We start from the raw sequence: 20,350 nt of genomic DNA, 5'->3' as shown, positions 1-20,350 counted from the left end.
GACACGGCGTCTCCTGGTGCGCCACCTGCGACGGATTCTTCTTCCGCGACCAGGACATCATCGTCGTCGGCGGCGGGGACTCCGCCATGGAGGAAGCGACCTTCCTGACCCGCTTCGGGAAGTCCGTCACCGTCGTGGTCCGCAAGGGTGAGTTGCGCGCTTCCCGGATCATGGCCCAGCGGGCCAAGGACAACCCGAAGATCAGCTTCGCCTGGCACTCGGCCGTCAGCGCCATCCACGGTGACGGCAAGGTCACCGGGGTGACGCTGAAGGACACCCGCACCGGCGAAACCCGCGAACAGGCCGCGACCGGAATCTTCGTGGCGATCGGGCACGTGCCGCGCACCGAGCTGGTGGCCGGGCAGGTGGACCTGGACGCCGAGGGCTACATCAAGGTCGATTCGCCCACCACCGTCACCAACCTGACCGGAGTCTTCGCGTGCGGCGACGCCGTGGACCACCGCTACCGCCAGGCCATCACCGCCGCCGGCACCGGCTGCGCCGCCGCCCTGGACGCCGAACGTTACCTGGCCGCCCTGGACGACGCGGACAGCATCGCCACCGCCTTGGTGGAAGAACCCACCCACGCCTAAACCATGCCGGAACGGGAGTGGAACGGACTCTGACGCAGCCGTGGCCCGACCGCCTGGAAGCGGTTGCCAAGCGCTGTTCAAGCGCTGCACGCGGGGCCACAATGGAGTATGTCTCCTGAACGCTTCAGCGGACCTCCTCCCTTGGTGGTCGGGGTGCTGCCCGGCCAGCATGCGGAGGTACTGCGGTTTGCCGGCGGCCTCGCCGAAAAGATGGGCCTCCCCTTGTTGTGCGCCTACGTGGATGAGGCAAGCTACCTGGTCGAGTGGGACCCTGCGCGTTCCGCGCACCGGCTGTCCCTGCACCCTGACAAGGACGACGCTGATGTCCGCGCCGCGAGCGAAGAGCTGCGCGCCGTTGTTGGGGCAGCCTGCGCCGGCAAGTCCGTTGAGTGGACACTCCGGGTCCTGGCCGGAGACCCTGCCCGCGCCCTGGGACGCGTGGCCGCAGAGGCAAACGCCTCCATGATTATCGTCGGCACGCCCGAGCGCGGACTGGGGCACCGCATCTCGGCTGCCCTTAACGGTTCCGTAGCCGCGTGGCTGACCCACCACCAGGACCGCCCCGTCCTCGTAGTGCCCGCCCGCATGGGTGCCCACCGGGACGAACCGGAGTGACGAACGCTCCGGGCACCATTCATCACGGCTACGGGCGCAACTGCAGGGAACTGGAGCTATGGTTGGCCGCTGCGTCCGACGCCGACCTCCGCCGCCGCAGCGCGGGCACCCGCTGGACCAATGAGGAGCTGCTTTTCCACATGGTCTTCGGCTACATGGTGGTGCAGGCGCTGCTGCCCCTGGCTCGCATGTTCGCAGCCCTTCCAGCCCCATTTAGCAGGGGATTCGCGCGGATCCTCAACGCCGGAACTGCGCCGTTCGACGTCGTCAATTACCTGGGCTCCAAAGCAGCGGCCCGGGTGTTCAACCGGAAGCGGATGGCGGCGAAGCTCCGACGGGCCACGCGGTCACTCGAGCGGCGGATGGAGGGCGAGTCAGCTGCGTCGATGGCCCGGGAAATGTCCTTTCCCGACTGCTGGGACCCGTTCTTCACGCCCTGGATGTCCGTGGCGGACGTCTATGCCTATCCCATCCTGCACTTTGACTTCCATGCCGCGCAGCTCAGTCTCGGCCCCGGAAGAACACCGTAGGAAAGTCGGGACGAAAGACCCTGTGAAACTAAAGCGAAAGTAGTTATTCAGAGTGGTAGCGCTCACCGCGGCCGCCAAGTATGCTGGATTTCGCAGGAAGATGTTGGACCTGCCCCAAAAGCTGCTCCGGAGTGCGTATCCCCCAATAACGCACTCCGGAGCTTTTTAATGTCCCGCCGGATTTCCCTTGTGGCCCCGGTCGCCCCTCAGGAGCAATCCCGTGACCTCAGCGCCAAGCCACTCCCCCACCGCAACAGCCGCGGTGACTGCCCCGCTGTACGCGGCCGGCTTCGTCACAGCCTTCGGCGCACACAGCATCGCCGCCGGAATGGGCGCCCACAGCGGTGACATCGGGCTGAGCCTGCTCAACCTGGGTATCCTCCTGGCCGTCTATGACCTGGCGGAGGTGGTGCTAAAACCCGTGTTCGGCGCCCTGAGTGACCGCATCGGCACCAAGCCGGTAGTCGTGGCGGGGCTCCTCGCCTTCGCCCTGATGTCGCTTATCGGGCTTTGGGGGGCGAACCCCCTCATGCTCGGCCTCGCCCGTATTGGCCAGGGCGCGGCCGCCTCGGCCTTTTCACCGGCCTCCTCCGCGATGGTCGCGAGGCTTGCCGGCCGCAGCGCCGGCACCTACTTTGGCCGCTACGGTTCGTGGAAAAGCCTGGGCTATGTCGCAGGTCCCCTGATCGGCGCTGCGCTGATCTTCCTGGGCGGCTTCCCCCTCCTCTTCGCCGCCCTTGGCGTCCTGGCGGCAGCCACCGCGGTGTGGGCGATGGCGGCGCTGCCCCGGCTGGACCCTCTGCCGCGGCCCCGGTACACGGTGTTGGACCTTGCCCGCCAGGTCACGCACCGCAGTTTCCTTGTTCCCACGCTGGTCCTGGCGGCAGCCACCGGCGCCCTGGGCACAGCCATCGGATTCCTTCCCGCACTAGCCACCCGGCACGGCCTGGACCCCGTCGCCGCCGTGGCCGCCGTCAGCCTGCTGGCCCTCACGTCCGCCGCGACACAGCCGTGGATCGGCCGCCTGCGCGATCAGGGCCGACTCCCTGACGGACCGGGAATGACAGCCGGACTGCTGCTGACGGCGGCCGGAATCGCAGCCGTGGCGTTGTTTCCCGGGCCGGTCACCATCTTCGGCGCGGCTGCGGCCATCGGTGTGGGCATCGGCACCGCAACACCGCTGGGCTTCGCGCACCTCGCCGCCACCACTCCGCCCGAGCGGCTGGGCCGGACCATGGGATCAGCCGAGCTGGGACGGGAACTCGGCGACGCCGGCGGCCCCCTCCTGGTGGGTGCCGTCGCCACAGCTTCGGCACTGCCCCTGGGACTCGGAGTTCTCGCCGCGGCCGTCGCCGCCACGTCCCTCCTGGGCATCGGCAGCATTGGGCGCAGCGGGCTTCCTGCGGAGTCCCCTGAACCGAGGCCCTGAACCCGCACCGTAAAAGCGCAGGCGACGCAAACCGGAGACTCGCGGCATACCCCCAGGGGGTACTTGTGTTATACCCCTCAGGGGTATATGTTGTGCATATGGACTCACCTGAAGACGCCGGCACCGGGTTTGCGGACGCCGAATCCGCCCCGCAGCACGGCTACACCTCAAACAAGGACGCGTACCTGCGCAGGCTTAAACGCATCGAGGGGCAGGTCCGCGGAATCGCCCGGATGGTGGATGAGGACAAGTACTGCATCGACATCCTGACCCAGGTTGCCGCGGTAAATAAAGCCCTGCACGCGGTGAGCCTCGGCCTGGTCGAGGAGCACATTGGCCACTGCGTCGTCGGAGCCGCCTCTGAGCCGGACCCTGTACTTCGCGCGGAAACCATCGACTTCAAGGTCAAGGAGGCCACCGATGCCATCGGGCGCCTGCTGCGGTAAACCCAACCCCGCCCGCCACACCTTCCGGCTGATCCAACCGGGTCAGTCCGGCACCACCGGCACCGCCGAGAAAAAGGAGCAACCATGAGCCCCGTATCCACCACCGTCAGCGTGTCCGGCATGACCTGCGGACATTGCGTGTCCTCCGTAAGCGAAGAACTCGAAGCGCTGGAAGGCGTGGAAGCGATCGACGTCGACCTCAACGCAGGCGGAATTTCCACCGTCACGATCATGTCCGAGAAGGCGCTCTCGCGCTCCGAAATCGGGGAAGCAGTGGCTGAGGCCGGCTATCTTGTGGTGGCCAACGAAGCCTGACCCGCCCACCCCCACCAGGACCGAGGACAGAGGACACCCTGTGAGTAACGAGCAACTGCTGCACCAGCCGGGAAACCGGGTGATTGAACTGGACATCGAGGGCATGACCTGCGCTTCCTGCGTCAGCCGCGTGGAACGCAAGCTCGGAAAGCTCGACGGCGTGGAAGCTTCGGTAAATCTGCCCCTCGAGTCCGCCCAGGTCACGGTCCCGCCCGGCATCACCGACGACCAGATCACAGCCACAGTGGAAGCGGCAGGCTACAAGGCAAAGATCCGCCCCCCGCGCTACCCGAGCCAAGGTTCCGGCCACGAAACCGATGCGCCTGGCTTCGGTGGCGCCGCGCCTGCTGACCACATGGCACACGGTGGCGCCGCCCAACTCAAGCCGAGACTGACGGTCGCAGCCGTTCTGACGGTCCCGGTGTTCGTGATCTCGATGTTCCCGGCGTTCCAGTTCGCCGACTGGGGCTGGGTTGTGGGCGCCCTGACTTTGCCCGTCGTGAGCTGGGCGGCCTGGCCCTTCCACCGCGCAGCGGCCATCAACGCCCGGCACTTCGCCTCAACAATGGACACCCTGGTCTCCATCGGCGTCGTTGCCGCTTACCTGTTCTCTGCCTGGCAATTGCTGGCCGATCCTCGCATGACCGAACACCCGGGCATGGAAATGGGGTCGGGTGGCCTGTACTTCGAGGTGGCCTCCGTGGTCACGACCTTCCTTCTCCTGGGCCGCTACCTGGAGGCAAACGCCAAGCAGAAGGCGGGCGACGCCCTGAAGGCACTGCTGAACCTGGGCGCGAAGGATGCCACAGTGCTGGCGGACGGCGCGGAGCTGAGGATTCCGGCCGATCAGCTGGTGGTTGGCGACGTTATGGTGGTCCGTCCCGGTGAGAAGATCGCCACCGACGGCATGGTGATCGACGGCGCCTCCGCGGTGGACGCCTCCCTGGTCACGGGTGAGTCGGTGCCGGTCGAGGTGGGTCCGGACAGCTTTGTCACGGGGGCAACAATCAACACGTCCGGCCGGCTCCTGGTGCGCGCCACCCGGGTGGGCTCGGAAACCACTCTGGCCCAGATGGCCCGGTTGGTTTCCCAGGCGCAGACCGGAAAGGCTCCGATCGCACGTCTCGCGGACCGCATCAGCGCGGTGTTCGTTCCGATTGTGCTGGTCATCGCCGTCGTCACGTTCGCCGCCTGGCTGCTGACTGCCGGGCCCGCCATCACCGATGCTGAATTGCGCGCAGCCTTCACCGCCGCCGTGGCGGTGCTGGTCATCGCCTGCCCCTGCGCCCTGGGCCTGGCCACTCCGGTTGGCCTCCTCACCGGCACCGGGCGCGGCGCCCAGCTGGGGATTCTGATCAAGGGCCCGCAGGTGCTTGAAGACACGCGAACAGTCGACACCATCCTGCTGGACAAGACCGGCACGGTAACCACCGGACGTCTTGCCGTTGACGGCACCCTGGCCTTCGGCACCTACAGCAGTGCAGAGGTGTTGCGCGTTGCCGGGGCGGTGGAGGCCGCTTCCGAGCACCCCATCGCCCACGCCATCGCGGCTGCTGCGCTTTCCGCGGAGCGCCTGAACGACGACGGCGGGCAGCTTCCCGCCGTCGGACACTTCCGTTCCGCGCCGGGCGGCGGGGTTTCCGGCCACGTGGCCGGCCAGCTGGTCACGGCCGGAAGGACAGGCTGGCTGCGGGAAAACCACATACCCGTAACGACGGAACAGATGGAGGCGCTACAGACCGCCGAAGAGTCCGGGGCCACTGCCATCTGGGTTGCCGTGGACGGGGAGGCCGCGGGGATCGTCTCGCTGCGGGACAGCATCAAGCCTGGCTCGGCTGATGCGATTGCGCGGCTAAGGCAATTGGGCCTCCGGCCGATCCTGCTGACCGGGGACAATGCGGCTGTGGCTGCTCAGGTGGCAGCCGCCGTCGGCATCGCTCCGGACGATGTGTTTGCCGCGGTGCTGCCGGCCGGCAAGGTCGACGCCGTGCGGACACTGCAGGCCGGCGGGGCCACGGTCGCCATGGCCGGCGACGGGGTGAACGACGCTGCGGCCCTGGCGCAGGCCGACCTGGGCGTCGCCATGGGCTCGGGCACGGATGTGGCCATCGAAGCGGCGGACCTCACCGTGATGGGCAACGATCTGGGACAGGTGGCGCAGGCCATCGAGCTGTCCCGGCGGACGCTGGCCACCATCAAGACCAACCTGTTCTGGGCATTCTTCTATAACGCCGTCGGCATTCCGGTGGCGGCGCTGGGTTTGTTGAATCCAATGATCGCCGGCGCTGCGATGGCCGCGAGTTCGGTGCTGGTGGTGGCCAACTCACTGCGGCTCCGCAGCTTCGGCCGGCCATCCGCAACCGGCCGGGGCGCTTAGGCGGCGCCGAAGCGGACAGCCGCCCTGGCACGCGCCTTGGCGGCCTCCTCGTCCCGGTGCTTGGCCGGGGCATGCGTCACCAGCGAATCAAGCAGGTGCTGGGTGATGTGGGCGATCTCGTGCACGGCCTCCTCAAAGGCCTCCTCATTGGCCTTTGAGGGCTTGGTGCTGCCGCTGACCTTCCGTACATACTGCAGGGCGGCGGCGTGCACCTCCTCGGAGGTGGCGTGCGGTTCAAAGTTGTGGAGGGTTCGGATATTCCGGCACATATGCCCATGCTAGGCTCTGGAACGCCTGGGATCGACCCCCTGCCTGTGCTGCTTGACGTCTTCCGCACGGTGAGTGGTGCATGGGGAGCGGTGCCCATCGACGGTGGGTTGGGCCGCGGGATAGGTTCTAGGTAATGGATCTTCCGGATGAGCCGGGGGCCGCTGGGGAGCCGATCGGATCGGGTCCGTTGACTAAAGGAGATAACTAATGGCTATGTGGGGCGCAGACATTGCTCAGCTCAAGGCACTCGGAACCAAGCTTCAGGCTGGTTCGTCCGAGATTGAGAAGCAGAAGTCGCAGCTGTCGAAGGCTCTTGACGGCACTGACTGGAAGGGCCCGGACGCGGACAAGTTCCGCAGCGAGTGGTCCGGTTCGCACGTGACGGCCCTGGCCAAGGTGGCACAGGCGCTGCAGGAAGCCGGCAAGCAGGCAACCAAGAACGCTTCCCAGCAGGAAGAGGCTTCCCGCTAGGAAGGCCTCCCACAGGGACGACATGCCGATGCCCCGGACGCCACACAGCGTCCGGGGCATCCGTGCGTCCGGGGTATCCGGCTGTTACCGGACCGAGGGGCCGGCACGGCGTGCCCCGCTTAGGGGACCGGCTCGACGTCGTTCGCGTGATCCAGCGGCGCGAGCGTTGCCGCGGTGTCCGAAACGGAGCCGCCCGCAGCGGCGGCTGCCGCCCGCGACCCCCGGAGTTCGTCCACCCGGACCAGAACCACACCGCCGACAATGAGCACCCCGCCGAGGAGCTGGATGGGACCGGGGAGTTCACCGAGCAGGAGCCATGCCCAGATAACGGCGAAGAGCACTTCGGTGAGCGACACGAAGGACGCCACTTTGGAACCCAGCGCCCGTGCGGCAACAATGCCGGAAACGTAGGCAAGGACTGTGGCCAGGACAATCAGGCCGCCCAGCGAAACCCACCATGGCGTGACCCACGGCCCCAGCTTGGTGTCCGCCGCGCTGAAGGCCATGGGCAGAAGGCCCGTGGCTGCGGCCAGCCACATCACTGCTGCACCCACCATCAGGCCGCCGGACGCCAGGACAATCGGCGGTAGCGTGTCATTCTCCTTGGCTGTGATGAAGAAGTAGATGGCCAGGCAGACAGCTGCGGCGATTCCCCAGAGGACACCGACGAAATCAATCTTCACTGCACCTGTCAGGTCCAGCACCAGGATCAGTCCGCCCAGCGAAAACAGCGTTCCCGCAATGGTCAGGGGGCGAGGCCGCCGGCGGCTGGCCGCCCACAGCCAAAGCACAATGATCACCGGGGCCAGATACTCAAGGAGCAGGGCAACGCCTACAGACAGCCGCGCCACGGCGTTGAAGTAGAAAAGCTGGCAGGCCGCCACGCCGATCAGTCCGAACAGCAGTATGGTCAGCCAGTTGTCCTTCAGCTGGTTCCAGCGGCCGCGCAGGGCTGGGACGGCCGGGACGGCGAGGATTATCGCCGCTCCGGTGAGTCGTGCCGTCACGGCGGCGCCGGGCGTCCAGCCGGTTTCGAGCAGGGCTTTCGCAAATGATCCGGAAAGTCCGAAAACCGCCGAGGAGAACAGCGCAACGCCGAGCCCGGACGCCAGAAAGCCGGCAGCGGGACCGCGGCGGGCGCCGGGCCGGGAAACGGCCCCCTCGACGGACGCTTCGGCGCGTTTGCGTACGGCAGGCACGGCTGCCTCCTGTCAGGAGTAAAGTGGGGTAATGGTCATGACATTACGCCCGGACCCTGTAAGGAGTCAAGATGGTATTTGCCCCTGACACTGAGGTAGCACTCCGCACCGTGGTGAGACTGATCAACAGCGCCGCCAACGGCGAGGAGCACCTCGCCACGGTCGGGGATTTGGACCGCTTTCTCCACGAGGAAGGGTTCTCCGGCGCGAGGGCCCGGGACGCGGCTGAACTGGCCAGCGTCCATAAACTGCGGGGCCAACTCACCGAACTCTGGACCATGGAGGAGGACTCGGCCGTCGAAACGGTCAACCGGCTGCTCCGCGAAGCCAGTGCCCTGCCGCAGCTGATCAAGCACGATGAATGGGACTGGCATCTGCACGCCACCACGCGGGAAGCCCCTTTGGCGGACAGAATGAGCACCGAAGCCGCCATGGCACTGGTGGATGTGATCCGCACCAAGGAGATGGACCGGATGCTGGTGTGCGACGCGGAAGATTGCGACGCCGTGGTGCTGGACCTCAGCCGGAACCGGTCCAAGCGGTATTGCGATACCGGGAACTGCGCCAACCGGGCGCATGTGGCCGCTTACCGTGCGCGGAAGGCGGCGTCATAGGAAACCGCACCGGCAGGAACCGGCGCCCGAAGATCTAGCGGGGATCGGCGCCGGGCGCGGAATCCGGCGTCCCCGGGGCCTGGGACTCCGGACGGGCGGAATAGCCACCGTGCCCGGAGGACTTTTTCGAACTCAGATTGACACCGGAACCCTTGCCCAGGTGGTCGGGGTTGTCCTTGTGGCTCATCGAGAGCATCGCGGCGATGACCAGGGTCACGATGAATGCAATGCCGGCACCGGTGAAGGCGAGATCGAAACGGGGAGCCCGGGAACTGCCCCCGGAGGCGAAGATCAGCACGGCAAAGAACGCCAGGACAGCCCAGAACGCGGAGAACATGAGGGGTCCCTTGACCGAGGTCCGCACATTGCGCGGTTCTCCTGGTTTCTGGTGTGCCAAGGTGTTTCCTCCCGTGCGGCACGGCCGGGGCCCTGCCGCCTTTAGTCAAGCGCTTGTTCTACACGAAGTAGAACCGTTCCGTACTAGTTTACGGCCTCACTGGAAACGGTCCGCGCATCGTGCCGCAGGGTCAGGGCAGCCAGGATCCAAAGAACGCCGGAAATGATCGCCCCGCCGCCGGCCACACCCAGCAGGGCATGCGCTCCGAGGCTGATGAAGAACGGCAGGGCCACAGCAGTTCCCAGGCCGATCACGCCTGAGGCCATCCAGTCGCGCGCCAGGACGCTGCGGCCGCGGTACAGGATTCCCAGGTAGAGTTCCGCTGCCCCCAGCAGGCCCAGGCCAAGCGCCGCGATGACACCGAACACCAGTTCACCGCCCAGGAACACCACGGCAACACCGGCCCCGGTCATGGCAGCGCCGGCTGCGGCCATGGCCTTGCCGGCCGGCTGCTTGGCTGCAATGCCAAACTGCCGGATTCCGCGCAGCAGCGTCACACCGGTGGCCAGCAGGTAGAGGCCGCCCGCCCAGCCCATTTCGGATGCCGACGGCGACGCCCAGAACACGGTCACCGCGCCGAAGGCAAGGGCTACCACGGCTCTGGTGAGCACCGGCTTCCACAGGTCCGCAGCGGGAGCGGTGAGGGCAGCAGGATCGGCAGGAGATGCGGGGAGGGTCACGCGTCCAGTTTAGTGCGCAGCGGATTCCACGCGAACCGGGCACGCGAACGGCCCGCCGAACCGGCTGGTCAGCCCCGGGAACCGGCCTGCGACGGACCCAGGACCATCCACTTATCGGTCCTTGCCCGCAGGCCCAGGGTCACAGCGCGGGCGGACATGTAGCCCAGCGAAAAGGCAACCCACAACCAGGCGAGGCCGGCGGCGCCGTCGACAGCGGCGAGCCGCACCGCCACCAGCAGGGGCACGTACACCGCAAGGTTCACGACGCCGGCAATCGCCAGGTACTTCGCGTCACCGGCACCAATGAGGACGCCGTCCAGGACGAAAACATAGCCGGCCAGCGGCTGTCCCACGGCGAGCACCCACAGCGAGAGCATCAGCGCGGACTGGACGCCGGCGTCGGACGTGAAGAGGCCGCCCGCCCACGGAGCCGCAACGGCCAGCAACACACCGGTGACCACACCGAAACCCGCACCCCAGCGGATCATGGTCCGGGTCAGCTCGCGCACTTTGGCAGGATTGGCTGCACCCAACTCCTTGCCGATCAGGGCCTGGGCGGCGATGGCCAGGGCATCCAGGGCGAACGCCAGGAACGTGAAGATGGTCATGGCCAGCTGATGGGCGGCCAGGTTCACGGAGCCCTGGGCCGTAACCACGAGCACCGTTGCGAGGATCGCGATGCGCAGACTCAGCGTCCGCAGCATGAGCCAGGACCCCACTTTGGTCATGGCCCGCACTCCCCGCCAGTCCGGCCGCAGCGGCACGCCGTGGTCGCGGGCATTGCGCTGGACGATGACCAGATACACCAGGGCCATGGCCCACTGGGCGATGCTGGTGCCCACGGCGGAACCGGTCACGGACCAATTCAGTCCATAGACCAGGGCCAGGTTGAGGAGAATGTTCAGGGTGAAGCCCGCCGATGCCACGGCCAGCGGCGTCCGCGTGTCCTGCAGGCCGCGCAGCACCCCGGTGCCGGCGAAAATCAGGAGCATGGCCACGAGTCCGGGCATGGACCAGCGGAGATAGTCGACGGCGAACTGGCGGACATCGCCCGTTGCCCCCATCAGGTCGACCAGGAGCTCGGCACCGGTAAACCCTGCCGCTGCCAGCACCAGGCCCAGGACAAGTGCCAGCCAGACGCCGTCCCGGCCTGCCGCCAGTGCCTTGGGGAGCTTGCCTTCGCCGATGGCCCGGGCAACCGCCGGGGTGGTGGAGTACGCCAGGAACACCATGAGGCCAACGGCCGTGTGGAGCACCGCGGACGCCAGCCCCACCCCTGCCAGTTGTGCCACACCGAGGTGGCCGACGATGGCCGAGTCCGCCAGAAGGAAGAGCGGCTCGGCGATGAGGGCACCGAAGGCCGGGACGGCTAGGCGAAGGATTTCCCGGGTGTTCCGGCCGGCGGGAACAACTTCGGCGGTGGCGGGTGATTCTGGCACGGATTCAGCCTAATACGAAAGTCGTAGGTGCCTCAGGCTGCGGTGGCCGGGGTGATGGTGACGTCGAAACCGAGGCTGTTGAGCTTTTTGATGGCGTTGTTTTGGCTTTGACCGGGTCCAGACGGGTGAAGTGGTCGGCGCCGGGGTCGGCATAGCATTCGCCGTCGGCGAGCAGGTGCCAGGCCGCGGTGAGGATGGAGTGTTCGGTGGCGACGATGGCTTTCATCGGGCCGCGCCGGGCGGCGATGCGCCGCTATTTGGCGGCCAGATAGGTTTCCTTGCCCCGGGAAGCGGACAGCGCCGCGGTGCCCAGGGCGGCTTTGAGGTATTTGTTGCCAAGCAGGATGTGCGCGGATTTGATCCGGCCGGCTGATTCGTTGGAGCCGGGACAGACACCGGTCCAGGACGCGAGCCGGCCGGGGGTTTCGAAGCGGGACATGTCGGCACCGGTTTCGGCGATGATCACGTCGGCGACTTTGAGTGAGACTCCGGGGATGGTGGCCAGGAATTCCCTGGCGGCACGAAAGGGTGTCATCGCCTCCTCGATCCGCCCGGTGAGCGCATCGATGATGCGGGATTGGGAATCGATCTGGTCCAAATGCAGCCGGGCCATGAACGCGTGGCGGGCCTTGAACCGGCCGGTGAGCGCGTCCACGAGCTCGGGGATTTTGGAGCGCAGGGTTCCCTTGGCGAGGGCCGGCGAGGACTTCCGGGTTGCGTTCGCTGGATTTCACGGGTCCGGTCCCGGGTGGCGATGGGCCGGGCCCGGGTCAGGTCGCGCAGTTCACCGGCGTCGACCGTGGCAGACATCTCCATGATCGGCCCTCAGCCTCAACCGCAGCCAGAGCCCGTCGGCGGGCAGACCCGCACTTTCTCCCACCACGGCGCGACAGCGCCGCTGGGCCGCTGGGCCGCTGGCGGGAGAGACCCGTCACATGCCGCCTCATATGGTTGACTCTTCAACTAATTCTTGGCAGTGTTAATTATTGAACTTTCAATAGCGCGGTCCTCACGGCGCCGCGGCAATGTCCCACCGATCTCCGAAATGGTGAAACTCCCATGAACCAGTCCACCCTGACCACCACAGCACTCACTATCCTGCGCGTCATAGCTGGATTCCTCTTCGCGGCCCACGGCTGGCAGAAGTTCAATGAGTGGACCATCGCGGGCACCCAGGCCTCCTTCGCCAAGATGGGCGTACCGGCCGCTGAACTGGCAGCCCCCGCTGTCGCCACCCTCGAGCTTGTTGGCGGCATCGCGCTGATCCTCGGGGTGCTGACGCGCATCTTCGCCGCACTTCTCGCGCTGGACATGCTCGGCGCTCTGTTCCTTGTCCACGCCTCTGCCGGTGTTTTCGCCGCCACGGGCGGTTACGAGCTCGTGCTTCTGCTTGCAGCCGGAGCCCTCACCATTGCCCTGACCGGCGCGGGCAAGGTGGCCGTGGACCGCGCCCTGTTCGGCCGCAACAACTCGAGGCTCAGCGTCCTCGCCTAAGCAGCCGTCCCCCGAAACAAAGAAACCCGCACGACGCCGGGCCGGTCACCAAGGTGGCCGGCCCGGCGTCGTTTTCCGTGGACTCCAAACAAATATTCCGATCTTGGAATACTAGCCGGCGACTCCCGTCAATTCGTTGGGCACGTGCGGCAGCTCAGCTGATTTACTGACACCGCCCGACGCAAGGTCCACGGCATGGATCACCCGGCGAGCCGGCTCGGTGACGTATGCAGTGGAGCCCTGCACGAACAATGTGGGGCGCGGGTCCTGCCACGCCTCGGACTCCTCCCACGCCTCCACCACCGGAACGGTGGACATGATGCTTCCCGTCAGCGGATCGATGATCCGCAGGGCACCGTCGGTCCCCAGCACCAGAGCCTCGCCCTCGGGGCCCCTGCCCAGCGAGCGGAACGAGTAGCTGGTGCCGAGCTCCACGAGGCGGAGGGTCGCCGTGTCGGTATTCACGAGTGACACACGTGTTGGACGCTCCAGTTCGGCCTCCCTTTCGACTTTGTAGTCGCCCAGGACCACGGGTGACTCCGGCGATCCCGCCTGGTTCCCCATTCGGCCGTAGGTGTCAGGACTGGCCACCTTGGAAATGCGGCCGTCGCGGTAGATCAGCATGCCGTTTTCGCAGCCCACCACAACGGCGTCCTGCCCCGCCGACGCCTCGCCATGCACGCCCGGGCAGTCCTCGTTGCGCACCAGTTCGGTCCGGTCCTGGCCCGCTCCGGCACTGAGGACGGCGACTCCCCGCCTCGCCTCATTGTCACCAGGGGTTACCAGCAGCTTGCCGTCCTTCAGCGGCACCGCCACGCCGTGGTGGGCTTCCGGCGTCGTGTAGACATCAGTCCCCGGAAGGTCCCCGCCTTCTTCCGCCAGTCCGGCCGGGTCAAAGATTTCAACTTTTCCCGAACCGTCACTGAAAAGTGCTGTCCTGCCGGCATGGAATACGGCATGGCCGGGCTTGATCGCCTCAAACGCGGTGTCCGTAAGGGCCGGCGGCGCAGCATGGGAATGCCCGTGATCGCCATGCCTTTCGGTCCAGACGCCGGGATCAAACACCCGGAAGGCGCTGCCTGTCGATACCAGGACATGACGGCCGTCATCCGCGGGTTCAGCCTGTTGAAGCCCGCGAGCTCTGCCTCGCCCACCACGTCCAGCGACGCGGCGTCGAGCACCGTGATGCCCTCGGCGTGCGTCATGACCAGCCTGGGCATCGGGCTCTGGACTTCCTGGGTGGCGGCGGACTCGGGAGCCCGCCCCATGGCTTGCGCGCCGGCTCCGGCGGCAGCGCCGACGCTTCCGGGAGCAGTACCGGCGCAGCCGCTCAGTACCAGAGCCGATGCAGCCAATGCCGCCGCACCGGAGAGGCGGGGAAGGGAGGCGTCAGGTCGCCGGGGCGCCGAGAGACCGGCGGGCCGCAGGAGCACCCCGCATATGGCGGGTGGGGCGGCGTTTGTGTCATTCCGACCGGGCGGTACGCCGGGTCATCAGTAAACTCTCAGCATGAGCGAGACTGCCGCCAATTCAGTGACCCTCCGCTTCCTTGCGGCCCCCACCGACGTCGGCCACAGCGGTTCCGTGGACGCCGGAACGGTCCTCGAGTGGGTTGACAAGGCTGCTTACGCTGCCGCCGTCGGCTGGTCCAAGTCCTATTGCGTGACCGCCTACGTGGGCAATATCCACTTTGCCGATCCGGTCAACAGCGGCGACATGGTGGAGGTCACTGCCACGATCGTCTACACCGGGCGCTCCTCCATGCATATCCGGACCGTGGTGTCCTCCGGTGACCCCAAAGGCGGCCCGGCCACGATGCGCAGCCAGTGCATGGTCATCTTCGTGGCCGTGGGCCCGGACGGGAAGCCGGTACCCGTCACGCAGTTCGAGCCGTCCACCGCAGAGGAAATCGAAGAGCGCAGCCACGCCCTGGCACGGATCAAGGTCCGCGAAGACATCGTCCAGGCAATGAACGCGCAGGAATACACGGACGCCGGAACCGCCGAACGGGTTGTCCTCCGTTTTATGGCCGCTCCCACGGATGTGAACTGGGGAGGCAAGGTGCACGGCGGCATCGTCATGAAATGGATCGACGAGGCCGCCTATGTGTGCGCTTCGCGGTACTGCGGCAAGGACACCGTGGCCGTGTTCTCCGGCGGCGTGCGCTTCTATCGTCCGCTGCTGATCGGCCACGTGGTGGAAGTGGAAGCGCGGCTGGTGTACACCGGCACCAAGGGGATGCACATTGCCGTGCACGTCCGTTCCGGCGATCCCAAGGGCCGGGAGATGAACCTCACCACCTACTGCCTGACCGTCATGGTGGCCCGCGACGCCGCCGGGAACTCGGTGCCCATTCTGCCCTGGGTGCCGGTCTCCGAGGAGGACAAGCGCCTGCACGCCCACGCCCGGGAACTGCTGGAGATCCGGGGCCGGGCACCTGGAAACCGGCTGCCCAACCACCTGCTGGCCGGTGGCGCGGCGCAGCAAACGGCCACGGCGCGGCAGGCGACGTAGCCCGGCGGTCTAGAAGCCGCCGCCTCCGGCGTCAGCCGCCATGTTGGCAAAGCGCGAGTAGTGCCCTTGGAACGCCACCACAATGTCCTTGGTGGGGCCGTTACGGTGTTTGGCGATGAGGATGTCCGCCTCGCCGGCGCGCGGCGATTCCTTGTCGTAGACGTCCTCACGGTGGAGCAGGATAACCATGTCGGCGTCCTGCTCGATGGATCCCGACTCACGGAGGTCCGAGACCATGGGCCGCTTGTCCTGCCGCTGTTCGGAGCCACGGTTCAGCTGCGAAAGGGCAATCACGGGCACCTGGAGCTCCTTGGCCAGCAGCTTCAGTGCACGCGAAAACTCTGAGACTTCCTGCTGACGGGATTCGACCTTCTTACCGGAGCTCATCAGCTGCAGGTAGTCCAGGATGACCAGCTTGAGGTCGTGCTGCTGCTTGAGCCGGCGGCACTTGGCGCGGATTTCCATGAGCGACATGTTCGGGCTGTCGTCAATGAACAGCGGGGCGTCGTTCATCCGGCCCATGGTGGTGGCGATTTTGGACCATTGTTCGTCCTTGATGGTGCCCTTACGGAGGTCCTGGAGGCCGATGGTGGCCTCCGCGGAAAGGAGGCGCATGGCGATTTCGTTCCGGCCCATTTCCAGGGAGAACATCACCGTGGCCAGGTTGTTCTTGATGGCCGCGGACCGGGCGAAGTCCAGGGCGAACGTGGACTTGCCGACGGCCGGGCGGGCGGCGATGACGATCATCTGCCCCGGGTGCAGGCCGTGGGTGAGTTCATCCAGTTCGTAAAAGCCCGTTGGCACGCCCGTCATGCCTTCGCCGCGGTGGCCCGAGGCTTCGATCTCGTCCACAGTGGATTCCATGACGTCCTTGAGGACAACGTAGTCCTCAGCCGTACGTCGTTCGGCCACGGCGTAGATCTCGGCCTGGGCCTGGTTGACGAGGTCTTCCACTTCACCGTCTGAGCCGTAACCCAGCTGGACGATCTTCGTGCCGGCATTTACCAGCCGCCGCAGCACGGCACGCTCGGCAACGATCTCCGCATAGTATCCGGCGTTGGCTGCAGTAGGTACGGTCTGGATGAGCTCGTGCAGGTAGGCGGGGCCGCCGATCCTGTTGATCTCTCCGCGCTTGGTCAGCTCATCAGACACGGTCACGGCATCGGCAGGCTCGCCGCGGCCATAAAGGTCAATCACGGCCTCGTAGATTGTCTCGTGGGCCGGGCGGTAGAAGTCCTGGCCCCGCAGGATCTCGACGACGTCGGCGATGGCGTCCTTGGACAGCATCATGCCGCCGAGAACTGATTGCTCAGCAGGGATGTCCTGGGGCGGCTTTCGGTTGCCTTCGGAACTCCGGGTGCCCTCGATTGAGTCCAGGTGCGTAACTGACAAAGCTGCCGTCCTCCATTGTGTACCGCGGCGGTTTCTCAATGCCGGCGGTGCTGTAGCTATCTGCCTGTGGGCTGCCATGCGCAGCGGAAGTCCCCGCTGGCCAGCAGGACCAGTAGTACCAGCAGGCACTGACAGTTTTCCGGCGTCGGCAAAGCGCCGACGTCCGCTCCTTCCGGCCGCTAATCCGGTTATCCCCAGTTTGCGGAGGTTATCCACAATTGAGCGTCCGAGTCCGTTTCCGGTTGTCCCGCAGCAGGCCTGTCCGGACTATCGAAAACAGGAACCAACGCCCCAAAAACAGGTATCCCGCTACGTTAGTACCCGTTCCGCCGGCCACCAAGCCCGCATACATGCACACCTGTGGATAAGTTGTGGATTAGGGGTCCCTGCTTGTGCACAGCCTGTGTGGTCACCTGTGGATACCAAAAAACTTTCGCCGCCAATGTGCCCCTGACCTGCGGAAACGTTCAAAGTGGCTTGTGGATGAAAGATTCTTTTGGGGAACGTTCATCCACAGCTTGCAGGTTTACATTGGGGATACTGGCCAGTAGGAGAGGCGTAGTGACGCAGAATATACGCGCATTGTGATGTACGCCATGACACCTGGCTCGAATTGACGGTTTACCCACCCGGGCTGTATGCGTCCGTCAGAATATGCTGTGGATAACGGTGAACTGGCATAAGCTCTATTCATGGGCGATGTATTAGTAGTTATGCTGCCTGCCCTCATTCTGGTGGCAGTGATTTGGGGGGTTTCAACGGCGTTGAAACCACGGGACACCGGCATCTCCGACGCGGAACGCTATCAACTGGAATTGGCCCTCCGGTCGCAGGCTCACTACGCTGCCCAGGTCAAGGCAGCCACGGCCGCGCGGGCGCGGGTTGACGCCTCCACCCGGCCAAGCCAGAACGAGCAACAGCAGTCGCAGCAGGCCGACCACGCACGGGCGGCCCTGAGCGCCCAGGCCGGCTCCAGTCCGGGCGTGGGCATGCACGGCTACCAGGGACCGGTCCTCCCCGGCGGGCAGCTGAACCCGCAGTTCGCCTTGCAGCTCCAGTCGATGGCCCGCAGCGGCCACAAACTCCAGGCCATCAAGTTGCTGCGGCAGGCAACGCATTCGGATCTCTTGACCGCCAAGAATTATGTAGATCGGCTGTAGTAATGGAATCGCTAGTGATCCCCGTTCTGATCCTGCTCCTCGTGGGAGCGGGCGTCCTCCTGGTGGCCCGCGCCGTCGGACGCCGCACCGCCGGCAACAGGGCGAGTGGCAGTACGCCGCCCGGGGACCCTGCGGAACTGGCCCGGGCCGCGGCGGCCAAGCTCACCGAGGAACAGCACCGGCGCCTGTACGCCCTGATCGCCCAAGGGCAGGCCATGGCGGCCATCAAGCTCTACTACGAAGCCTCAGGAGAGGGCCTGCGGGCCTCGCGTGACGCCGTCGGCGCCCTGGCGGCCAATCCGCAGCCCTTCCACTCAGCGGCCCCTGAGGAGCCGGAGAATGACGACGACGACGCTCCCGAGCGTTTCCCGTACCGCTACCGCGCCATCGCCAGCAAAGGCGATGTCACCCGCGAGGTCAGCAGCAACATGCTGAACGACGAGATCTACGGCCGGATCCGCACGCTGGCCAGAAGCGGCGACACGGAAGCCGCGGCAATGGCGCTGACGCGGCACTCGGACATCTCCATGAAGCAGGCCCGAGAGTTCATCGCCCTGCTCGACGACTGAGCTTCCAGCCGGGGCAGCCCGCCTGACCCCGCAGGCGTGGCCCCGCTGTTAATGCGGGCCGCCGGGGCCCTTGTCAGAAATCGAAAAGCTCCCCGAGCCAGCCTTCCTTCTTTTTGGGCCGCCTGCGGTCGTCATAGCGCCGGTCGTCATGCCGGGGCTGATCGTACCGGGGCCGGTCCCGCCGCTCGTCATAGCGGCGATCATCGGGACGCCTGTCATCGCGGCGCGGGTCCAGGTTGTTGTTGTACAGCGGCGGCGGAATGAGCCCCGGGGCGGGAGGGGCAGCCGGCGCAGCCGGCGCGGCCGGACCCATCAGATCTGCCGCCCTGTCGATGATCTTGTCCAACTCGCCGCGGTCAAGCCACACGCCGCGGCACTGCGGACAGTAATCGATCTCCACTCCGCTGCGTTCGCTCATGATTAGGTCTACTGAATCCACAGGGCATTTCATGACCGGCACAACGAGCAGGGCCCCGGAATAGTTCGGAGTGTCCACCGCGGCCAGCTGCCGAGGACCCGCGCTCTGTTCCTACCGCCCGCTCGAGATTCCGGCCAGCAGCTGTTCGAACGGCAGGGACTCGGCGGCTTCGGGCTTCCGCCGCGGCCGGGAAGCCGTCAGCAGCCCCGCGAACTCATCCGCAGCCCGGTCGATCCGCACCGAAAGGGGCGAACCGCCGTCGTCCGTGTTGCCCCAATCCTGGGGGCCGGCGAAGACGGCGGTGGCCGCTGTGCGAGTCCGCAGGTAGCTGAACAGGGGACGCATGGCATAGTCCAGGACCATCTGGTGGCGGTCGGTGCCGCCGGTTGCCCCGAGGAGGGCGGCCTTGCCCTCCAGCGACTTCGGATCCAGGACGTCGATGAAGGACTTGAAGAGGCCGCTGTACGAGGCACTGAAGACGGGCGTGACCGCGATGATGCCGTCCGAGTCCTCCACGCCGGCAATGACTTCAGCGAGGCGCGGGCCCGCATAGCCCGTCACAAAATTGTTGGCGATGTCCACCGCGAGGTCACGGAGTTCCACAACGTCCACGGCCACGGCGTAGCCTGCTGCGGCCAGCCGCTGTTCGGCTGCGACCGCCAGCTGGTCAGCCAGAAGCCTGCTCGACGACGGTACGCCGAGGCCGGCGGAAAGGACGGTTATGCGGCGGGTTTCCACGGTTTTCTCCTGAAGGTCAACGGTAAATCCAGAGTATATGCGTTTGCATCTACCTACTCAACCCACGCATCCTCGTGTTTATTCCGCAGCGACGGGGCACCGCGGGCGGGCATGCTGACAACCCGGGCGGCGTCTGCCAGACTGCCGTCATGGCTGAAAACAAGACCCAGGCAACCGACGCGTCCGTGCAGGATTTCCTGGACGGCGTAGAAAACGACGCCCGGCGAAACGATGGCCTGCGGCTTCTGGCCCTCATGAAGGAAAACACCGGGGAGGCACCCGTGATGTGGGGTCCCAGCATCGTTGGCTTCGGAAGTTACCACTACCGGTACGAGAGCGGCCGTGAGGGAGACACCGTTGCTGTGGGGTTTTCCCCCCGGAAGGGGAGCCTTTCTCTGTACGGGCTCACCTACGCACCCGAGGCGGCGGACCTGCTGCCGCGGCTGGGCAAACACAAGGTGGGCGCGGGGTGCCTGTACGTCAACGTGCTGGACGACGTGGACGAGGCGGTGCTGGCCGAACTCATCCGGGCAGGCCACCGGCACTCCACCACCGTGATGCACCAGGACTAGGACTCAAGTGGGAACCGGGCGTCAAAGACAAAGGCCCCCACGTTCGGTTCCGAAGCGGAATCCGAATGCGGGGGCCTTCAGCAGTTCAGGACTGCGTAGCGCTCTGGCGAAGGGCCGG

25 protein-coding genes are annotated in these 20,350 nt (G+C 66.2%); 14 read left to right on the top strand and 11 right to left on the bottom strand.

Going from position 1 to position 20,350, the window contains the following annotated elements; genetic code table 11:
- From J7I79_RS19255 to J7I79_RS19225, 7 genes are all read left to right on the top strand, one after another.
- Window positions 1-593 (top strand): NAD(P)/FAD-dependent oxidoreductase (locus J7I79_RS19255; RefSeq protein ID WP_214955952.1); only part of this gene is annotated, 593 nt, incomplete at its 5' end.
- A gap of 108 nt (window positions 594-701) precedes the next feature.
- On the top strand, window positions 702-1,208 hold the full coding sequence (locus J7I79_RS19250; RefSeq protein WP_214955950.1) for a universal stress protein: 507 nt from the start codon (window positions 702-704) through the stop codon (window positions 1,206-1,208).
- Window positions 1,205-1,738, top strand: a complete 534-nt coding sequence (locus tag J7I79_RS19245) for a DinB family protein (RefSeq protein ID WP_214955948.1) — start codon at window positions 1,205-1,207, stop codon at window positions 1,736-1,738. Before J7I79_RS19250 ends, J7I79_RS19245 begins: the two co-directional genes overlap by 4 nt.
- Before the next feature lie 220 nt (window positions 1,739-1,958).
- Entirely contained in the window at window positions 1,959-3,167 is a 1,209-nt protein-coding gene (locus J7I79_RS19240) for an MFS transporter (protein WP_214955946.1), read from the top strand.
- Window positions 3,168-3,265: 98 nt separating this feature from the next.
- A complete protein-coding gene (locus J7I79_RS19235) occupies window positions 3,266-3,613 on the top strand; it encodes a metal-sensitive transcriptional regulator (RefSeq protein ID WP_214955944.1) in 348 nt (115 codons plus the stop codon).
- Between the two features lie 84 nt (window positions 3,614-3,697).
- The gene (locus J7I79_RS19230) at window positions 3,698-3,928 is read left to right on the top strand and encodes a heavy-metal-associated domain-containing protein (protein ID WP_214955943.1); all 231 of its coding nucleotides are present in this window, start codon (window positions 3,698-3,700) and stop codon (window positions 3,926-3,928) included.
- A 40-nt stretch (window positions 3,929-3,968) separates the two neighbouring features.
- The gene (locus J7I79_RS19225; RefSeq protein WP_214955941.1) at window positions 3,969-6,305 is read left to right on the top strand and encodes a cation-translocating P-type ATPase; all 2,337 of its coding nucleotides are present in this window, start codon (window positions 3,969-3,971) and stop codon (window positions 6,303-6,305) included.
- Here J7I79_RS19225 and J7I79_RS19220 read toward each other — a convergent pair.
- Entirely contained in the window at window positions 6,302-6,574 is a 273-nt protein-coding gene (locus J7I79_RS19220; RefSeq protein WP_104174555.1) for a DUF2277 domain-containing protein, read from the bottom strand. The genes J7I79_RS19225 and J7I79_RS19220 overlap by 4 nt on opposite strands.
- A gap of 208 nt (window positions 6,575-6,782) precedes the next feature.
- On the opposite strand from J7I79_RS19220, the gene J7I79_RS19215 reads away from it, so the two are divergent.
- The gene (locus tag J7I79_RS19215; protein ID WP_214955939.1) at window positions 6,783-7,046 is read left to right on the top strand and encodes a hypothetical protein; all 264 of its coding nucleotides are present in this window, start codon (window positions 6,783-6,785) and stop codon (window positions 7,044-7,046) included.
- A 119-nt stretch (window positions 7,047-7,165) separates the two neighbouring features.
- Here J7I79_RS19215 and J7I79_RS19210 read toward each other — a convergent pair whose 3' ends face one another.
- Window positions 7,166-8,158 carry a DMT family transporter gene (locus J7I79_RS19210; protein ID WP_214955961.1) on the bottom strand — a complete coding sequence of 331 codons (993 nt, stop codon included), beginning with the start codon at window positions 8,156-8,158 and terminating at the stop codon, window positions 7,166-7,168.
- A gap of 158 nt (window positions 8,159-8,316) precedes the next feature.
- Between J7I79_RS19210 and J7I79_RS19205 the strand changes: the two genes are divergently transcribed.
- Window positions 8,317-8,859, top strand: coding sequence for a CGNR zinc finger domain-containing protein (locus J7I79_RS19205; protein ID WP_214955937.1), 543 nt, complete (start codon window positions 8,317-8,319; stop codon window positions 8,857-8,859).
- A 34-nt stretch (window positions 8,860-8,893) separates the two neighbouring features.
- Here the strand turns inward: J7I79_RS19205 and J7I79_RS19200 are convergent, their stop codons facing one another.
- The 5 genes from J7I79_RS19200 to J7I79_RS19180 form a co-directional block, all read right to left on the bottom strand.
- Entirely contained in the window at window positions 8,894-9,256 is a 363-nt protein-coding gene (locus J7I79_RS19200; RefSeq protein WP_214955935.1) for a hypothetical protein, read from the bottom strand.
- A gap of 83 nt (window positions 9,257-9,339) precedes the next feature.
- On the bottom strand, window positions 9,340-9,936 hold the full coding sequence (locus J7I79_RS19195) for a hypothetical protein (RefSeq protein ID WP_214955927.1): 597 nt from the start codon (window positions 9,934-9,936) through the stop codon (window positions 9,340-9,342).
- A 68-nt stretch (window positions 9,937-10,004) separates the two neighbouring features.
- Window positions 10,005-11,375 carry an MATE family efflux transporter gene (locus J7I79_RS19190; RefSeq protein WP_214955926.1) on the bottom strand — a complete coding sequence of 457 codons (1,371 nt, stop codon included), beginning with the start codon at window positions 11,373-11,375 and terminating at the stop codon, window positions 10,005-10,007.
- A 4-nt stretch (window positions 11,376-11,379) separates the two neighbouring features.
- Window positions 11,380-11,601: a hypothetical protein gene (locus J7I79_RS19185; RefSeq protein WP_214955924.1), complete on the bottom strand. Its 222-nt coding sequence runs from the start codon at window positions 11,599-11,601 to the stop codon at window positions 11,380-11,382.
- Window positions 11,602-11,628: 27 nt separating this feature from the next.
- Window positions 11,629-12,030, bottom strand: coding sequence for a transposase (locus J7I79_RS19180; RefSeq protein WP_214955922.1), 402 nt, complete (start codon window positions 12,028-12,030; stop codon window positions 11,629-11,631).
- Between the two features lie 404 nt (window positions 12,031-12,434).
- Here J7I79_RS19180 and J7I79_RS19175 point away from each other — a divergent pair, with 404 nt between their 5' ends.
- Window positions 12,435-12,869: a DoxX family protein gene (locus J7I79_RS19175; protein ID WP_214955920.1), complete on the top strand. Its 435-nt coding sequence runs from the start codon at window positions 12,435-12,437 to the stop codon at window positions 12,867-12,869.
- Window positions 12,870-12,980: 111 nt separating this feature from the next.
- On the opposite strand, the gene J7I79_RS19170 is transcribed toward J7I79_RS19175, so the two are convergent.
- Window positions 12,981-13,961 carry a hypothetical protein gene (locus tag J7I79_RS19170; protein ID WP_251043032.1) on the bottom strand — a complete coding sequence of 327 codons (981 nt, stop codon included), beginning with the start codon at window positions 13,959-13,961 and terminating at the stop codon, window positions 12,981-12,983.
- A gap of 417 nt (window positions 13,962-14,378) precedes the next feature.
- Here J7I79_RS19170 and J7I79_RS19165 point away from each other — a divergent pair, with 417 nt between their 5' ends.
- Entirely contained in the window at window positions 14,379-15,383 is a 1,005-nt protein-coding gene (locus J7I79_RS19165; RefSeq protein WP_214955918.1) for an acyl-CoA thioesterase, read from the top strand.
- Window positions 15,384-15,392: 9 nt separating this feature from the next.
- Here the strand turns inward: J7I79_RS19165 and dnaB are convergent, their stop codons facing one another.
- On the bottom strand, window positions 15,393-16,775 hold the full coding sequence (gene dnaB / locus J7I79_RS19160) for a replicative DNA helicase (protein WP_104174562.1): 1,383 nt from the start codon (window positions 16,773-16,775) through the stop codon (window positions 15,393-15,395).
- Window positions 16,776-17,467: 692 nt separating this feature from the next.
- On the opposite strand from dnaB, the gene J7I79_RS19155 reads away from it, so the two are divergent.
- Together J7I79_RS19155 and J7I79_RS19150 are read left to right on the top strand one after the other, a co-directional pair.
- Window positions 17,468-17,935, top strand: a complete 468-nt coding sequence (locus J7I79_RS19155) for a hypothetical protein (RefSeq protein ID WP_214955916.1) — start codon at window positions 17,468-17,470, stop codon at window positions 17,933-17,935.
- Window positions 17,936-17,937: 2 nt separating this feature from the next.
- The gene (locus tag J7I79_RS19150; RefSeq protein ID WP_214955914.1) at window positions 17,938-18,504 is read left to right on the top strand and encodes a hypothetical protein; all 567 of its coding nucleotides are present in this window, start codon (window positions 17,938-17,940) and stop codon (window positions 18,502-18,504) included.
- Between the two features lie 73 nt (window positions 18,505-18,577).
- Here the strand turns inward: J7I79_RS19150 and J7I79_RS19145 are convergent, their stop codons facing one another.
- Window positions 18,578-18,955, bottom strand: coding sequence for a zf-TFIIB domain-containing protein (locus J7I79_RS19145; RefSeq protein ID WP_214955958.1), 378 nt, complete (start codon window positions 18,953-18,955; stop codon window positions 18,578-18,580).
- A 78-nt stretch (window positions 18,956-19,033) separates the two neighbouring features.
- Entirely contained in the window at window positions 19,034-19,660 is a 627-nt protein-coding gene (locus tag J7I79_RS19140; RefSeq protein WP_214955912.1) for an FMN reductase, read from the bottom strand.
- A gap of 149 nt (window positions 19,661-19,809) precedes the next feature.
- Here J7I79_RS19140 and J7I79_RS19135 point away from each other — a divergent pair, with 149 nt between their 5' ends.
- Window positions 19,810-20,232, top strand: a complete 423-nt coding sequence (locus tag J7I79_RS19135) for a DUF1801 domain-containing protein (protein ID WP_214955910.1) — start codon at window positions 19,810-19,812, stop codon at window positions 20,230-20,232.
- The last annotated feature ends 118 nt before the right edge of the window (window positions 20,233-20,350 follow it).

This window comes from Arthrobacter sp. ISL-69 (genome assembly GCF_018613775.1).
In the GTDB taxonomy this organism is placed as follows: Bacteria; Actinomycetota; Actinomycetes; order Actinomycetales; family Micrococcaceae; genus Arthrobacter.
This window is presented reverse-complemented; position numbering and strand designations above follow the sequence as displayed.

Bases quoted from the DNA above. Each gene is read 5' to 3' on its own strand.
- J7I79_RS19155 (WP_214955916.1), top strand. From the start codon at position 17,468: ATGGGCGATGTATTAGTAGTTATGCTGCCTGCCCTCATTCTGGTGGCA.
- J7I79_RS19230 (WP_214955943.1), top strand. From the start codon at position 3,698: ATGAGCCCCGTATCCACCACCGTCAGCGTGTCCGGCATGACCTGCGGA.
- J7I79_RS19185 (WP_214955924.1), bottom strand. From the start codon at position 11,601: ATGAAAGCCATCGTCGCCACCGAACACTCCATCCTCACCGCGGCCTGG.
- J7I79_RS19250 (WP_214955950.1), top strand. From the start codon at position 702: ATGTCTCCTGAACGCTTCAGCGGACCTCCTCCCTTGGTGGTCGGGGTG.
- J7I79_RS19205 (WP_214955937.1), top strand. From the start codon at position 8,317: ATGGTATTTGCCCCTGACACTGAGGTAGCACTCCGCACCGTGGTGAGA.
- J7I79_RS19145 (WP_214955958.1), bottom strand. From the start codon at position 18,955: ATGAAATGCCCTGTGGATTCAGTAGACCTAATCATGAGCGAACGCAGC.
- J7I79_RS19150 (WP_214955914.1), top strand. From the start codon at position 17,938: ATGGAATCGCTAGTGATCCCCGTTCTGATCCTGCTCCTCGTGGGAGCG.
- J7I79_RS19135 (WP_214955910.1), top strand. From the start codon at position 19,810: ATGGCTGAAAACAAGACCCAGGCAACCGACGCGTCCGTGCAGGATTTC.
- J7I79_RS19220 (WP_104174555.1), bottom strand. From the start codon at position 6,574: ATGTGCCGGAATATCCGAACCCTCCACAACTTTGAACCGCACGCCACC.
- J7I79_RS19175 (WP_214955920.1), top strand. From the start codon at position 12,435: ATGAACCAGTCCACCCTGACCACCACAGCACTCACTATCCTGCGCGTC.
- J7I79_RS19235 (WP_214955944.1), top strand. From the start codon at position 3,266: ATGGACTCACCTGAAGACGCCGGCACCGGGTTTGCGGACGCCGAATCC.
- J7I79_RS19165 (WP_214955918.1), top strand. From the start codon at position 14,379: ATGAGCGAGACTGCCGCCAATTCAGTGACCCTCCGCTTCCTTGCGGCC.
- J7I79_RS19215 (WP_214955939.1), top strand. From the start codon at position 6,783: ATGGCTATGTGGGGCGCAGACATTGCTCAGCTCAAGGCACTCGGAACC.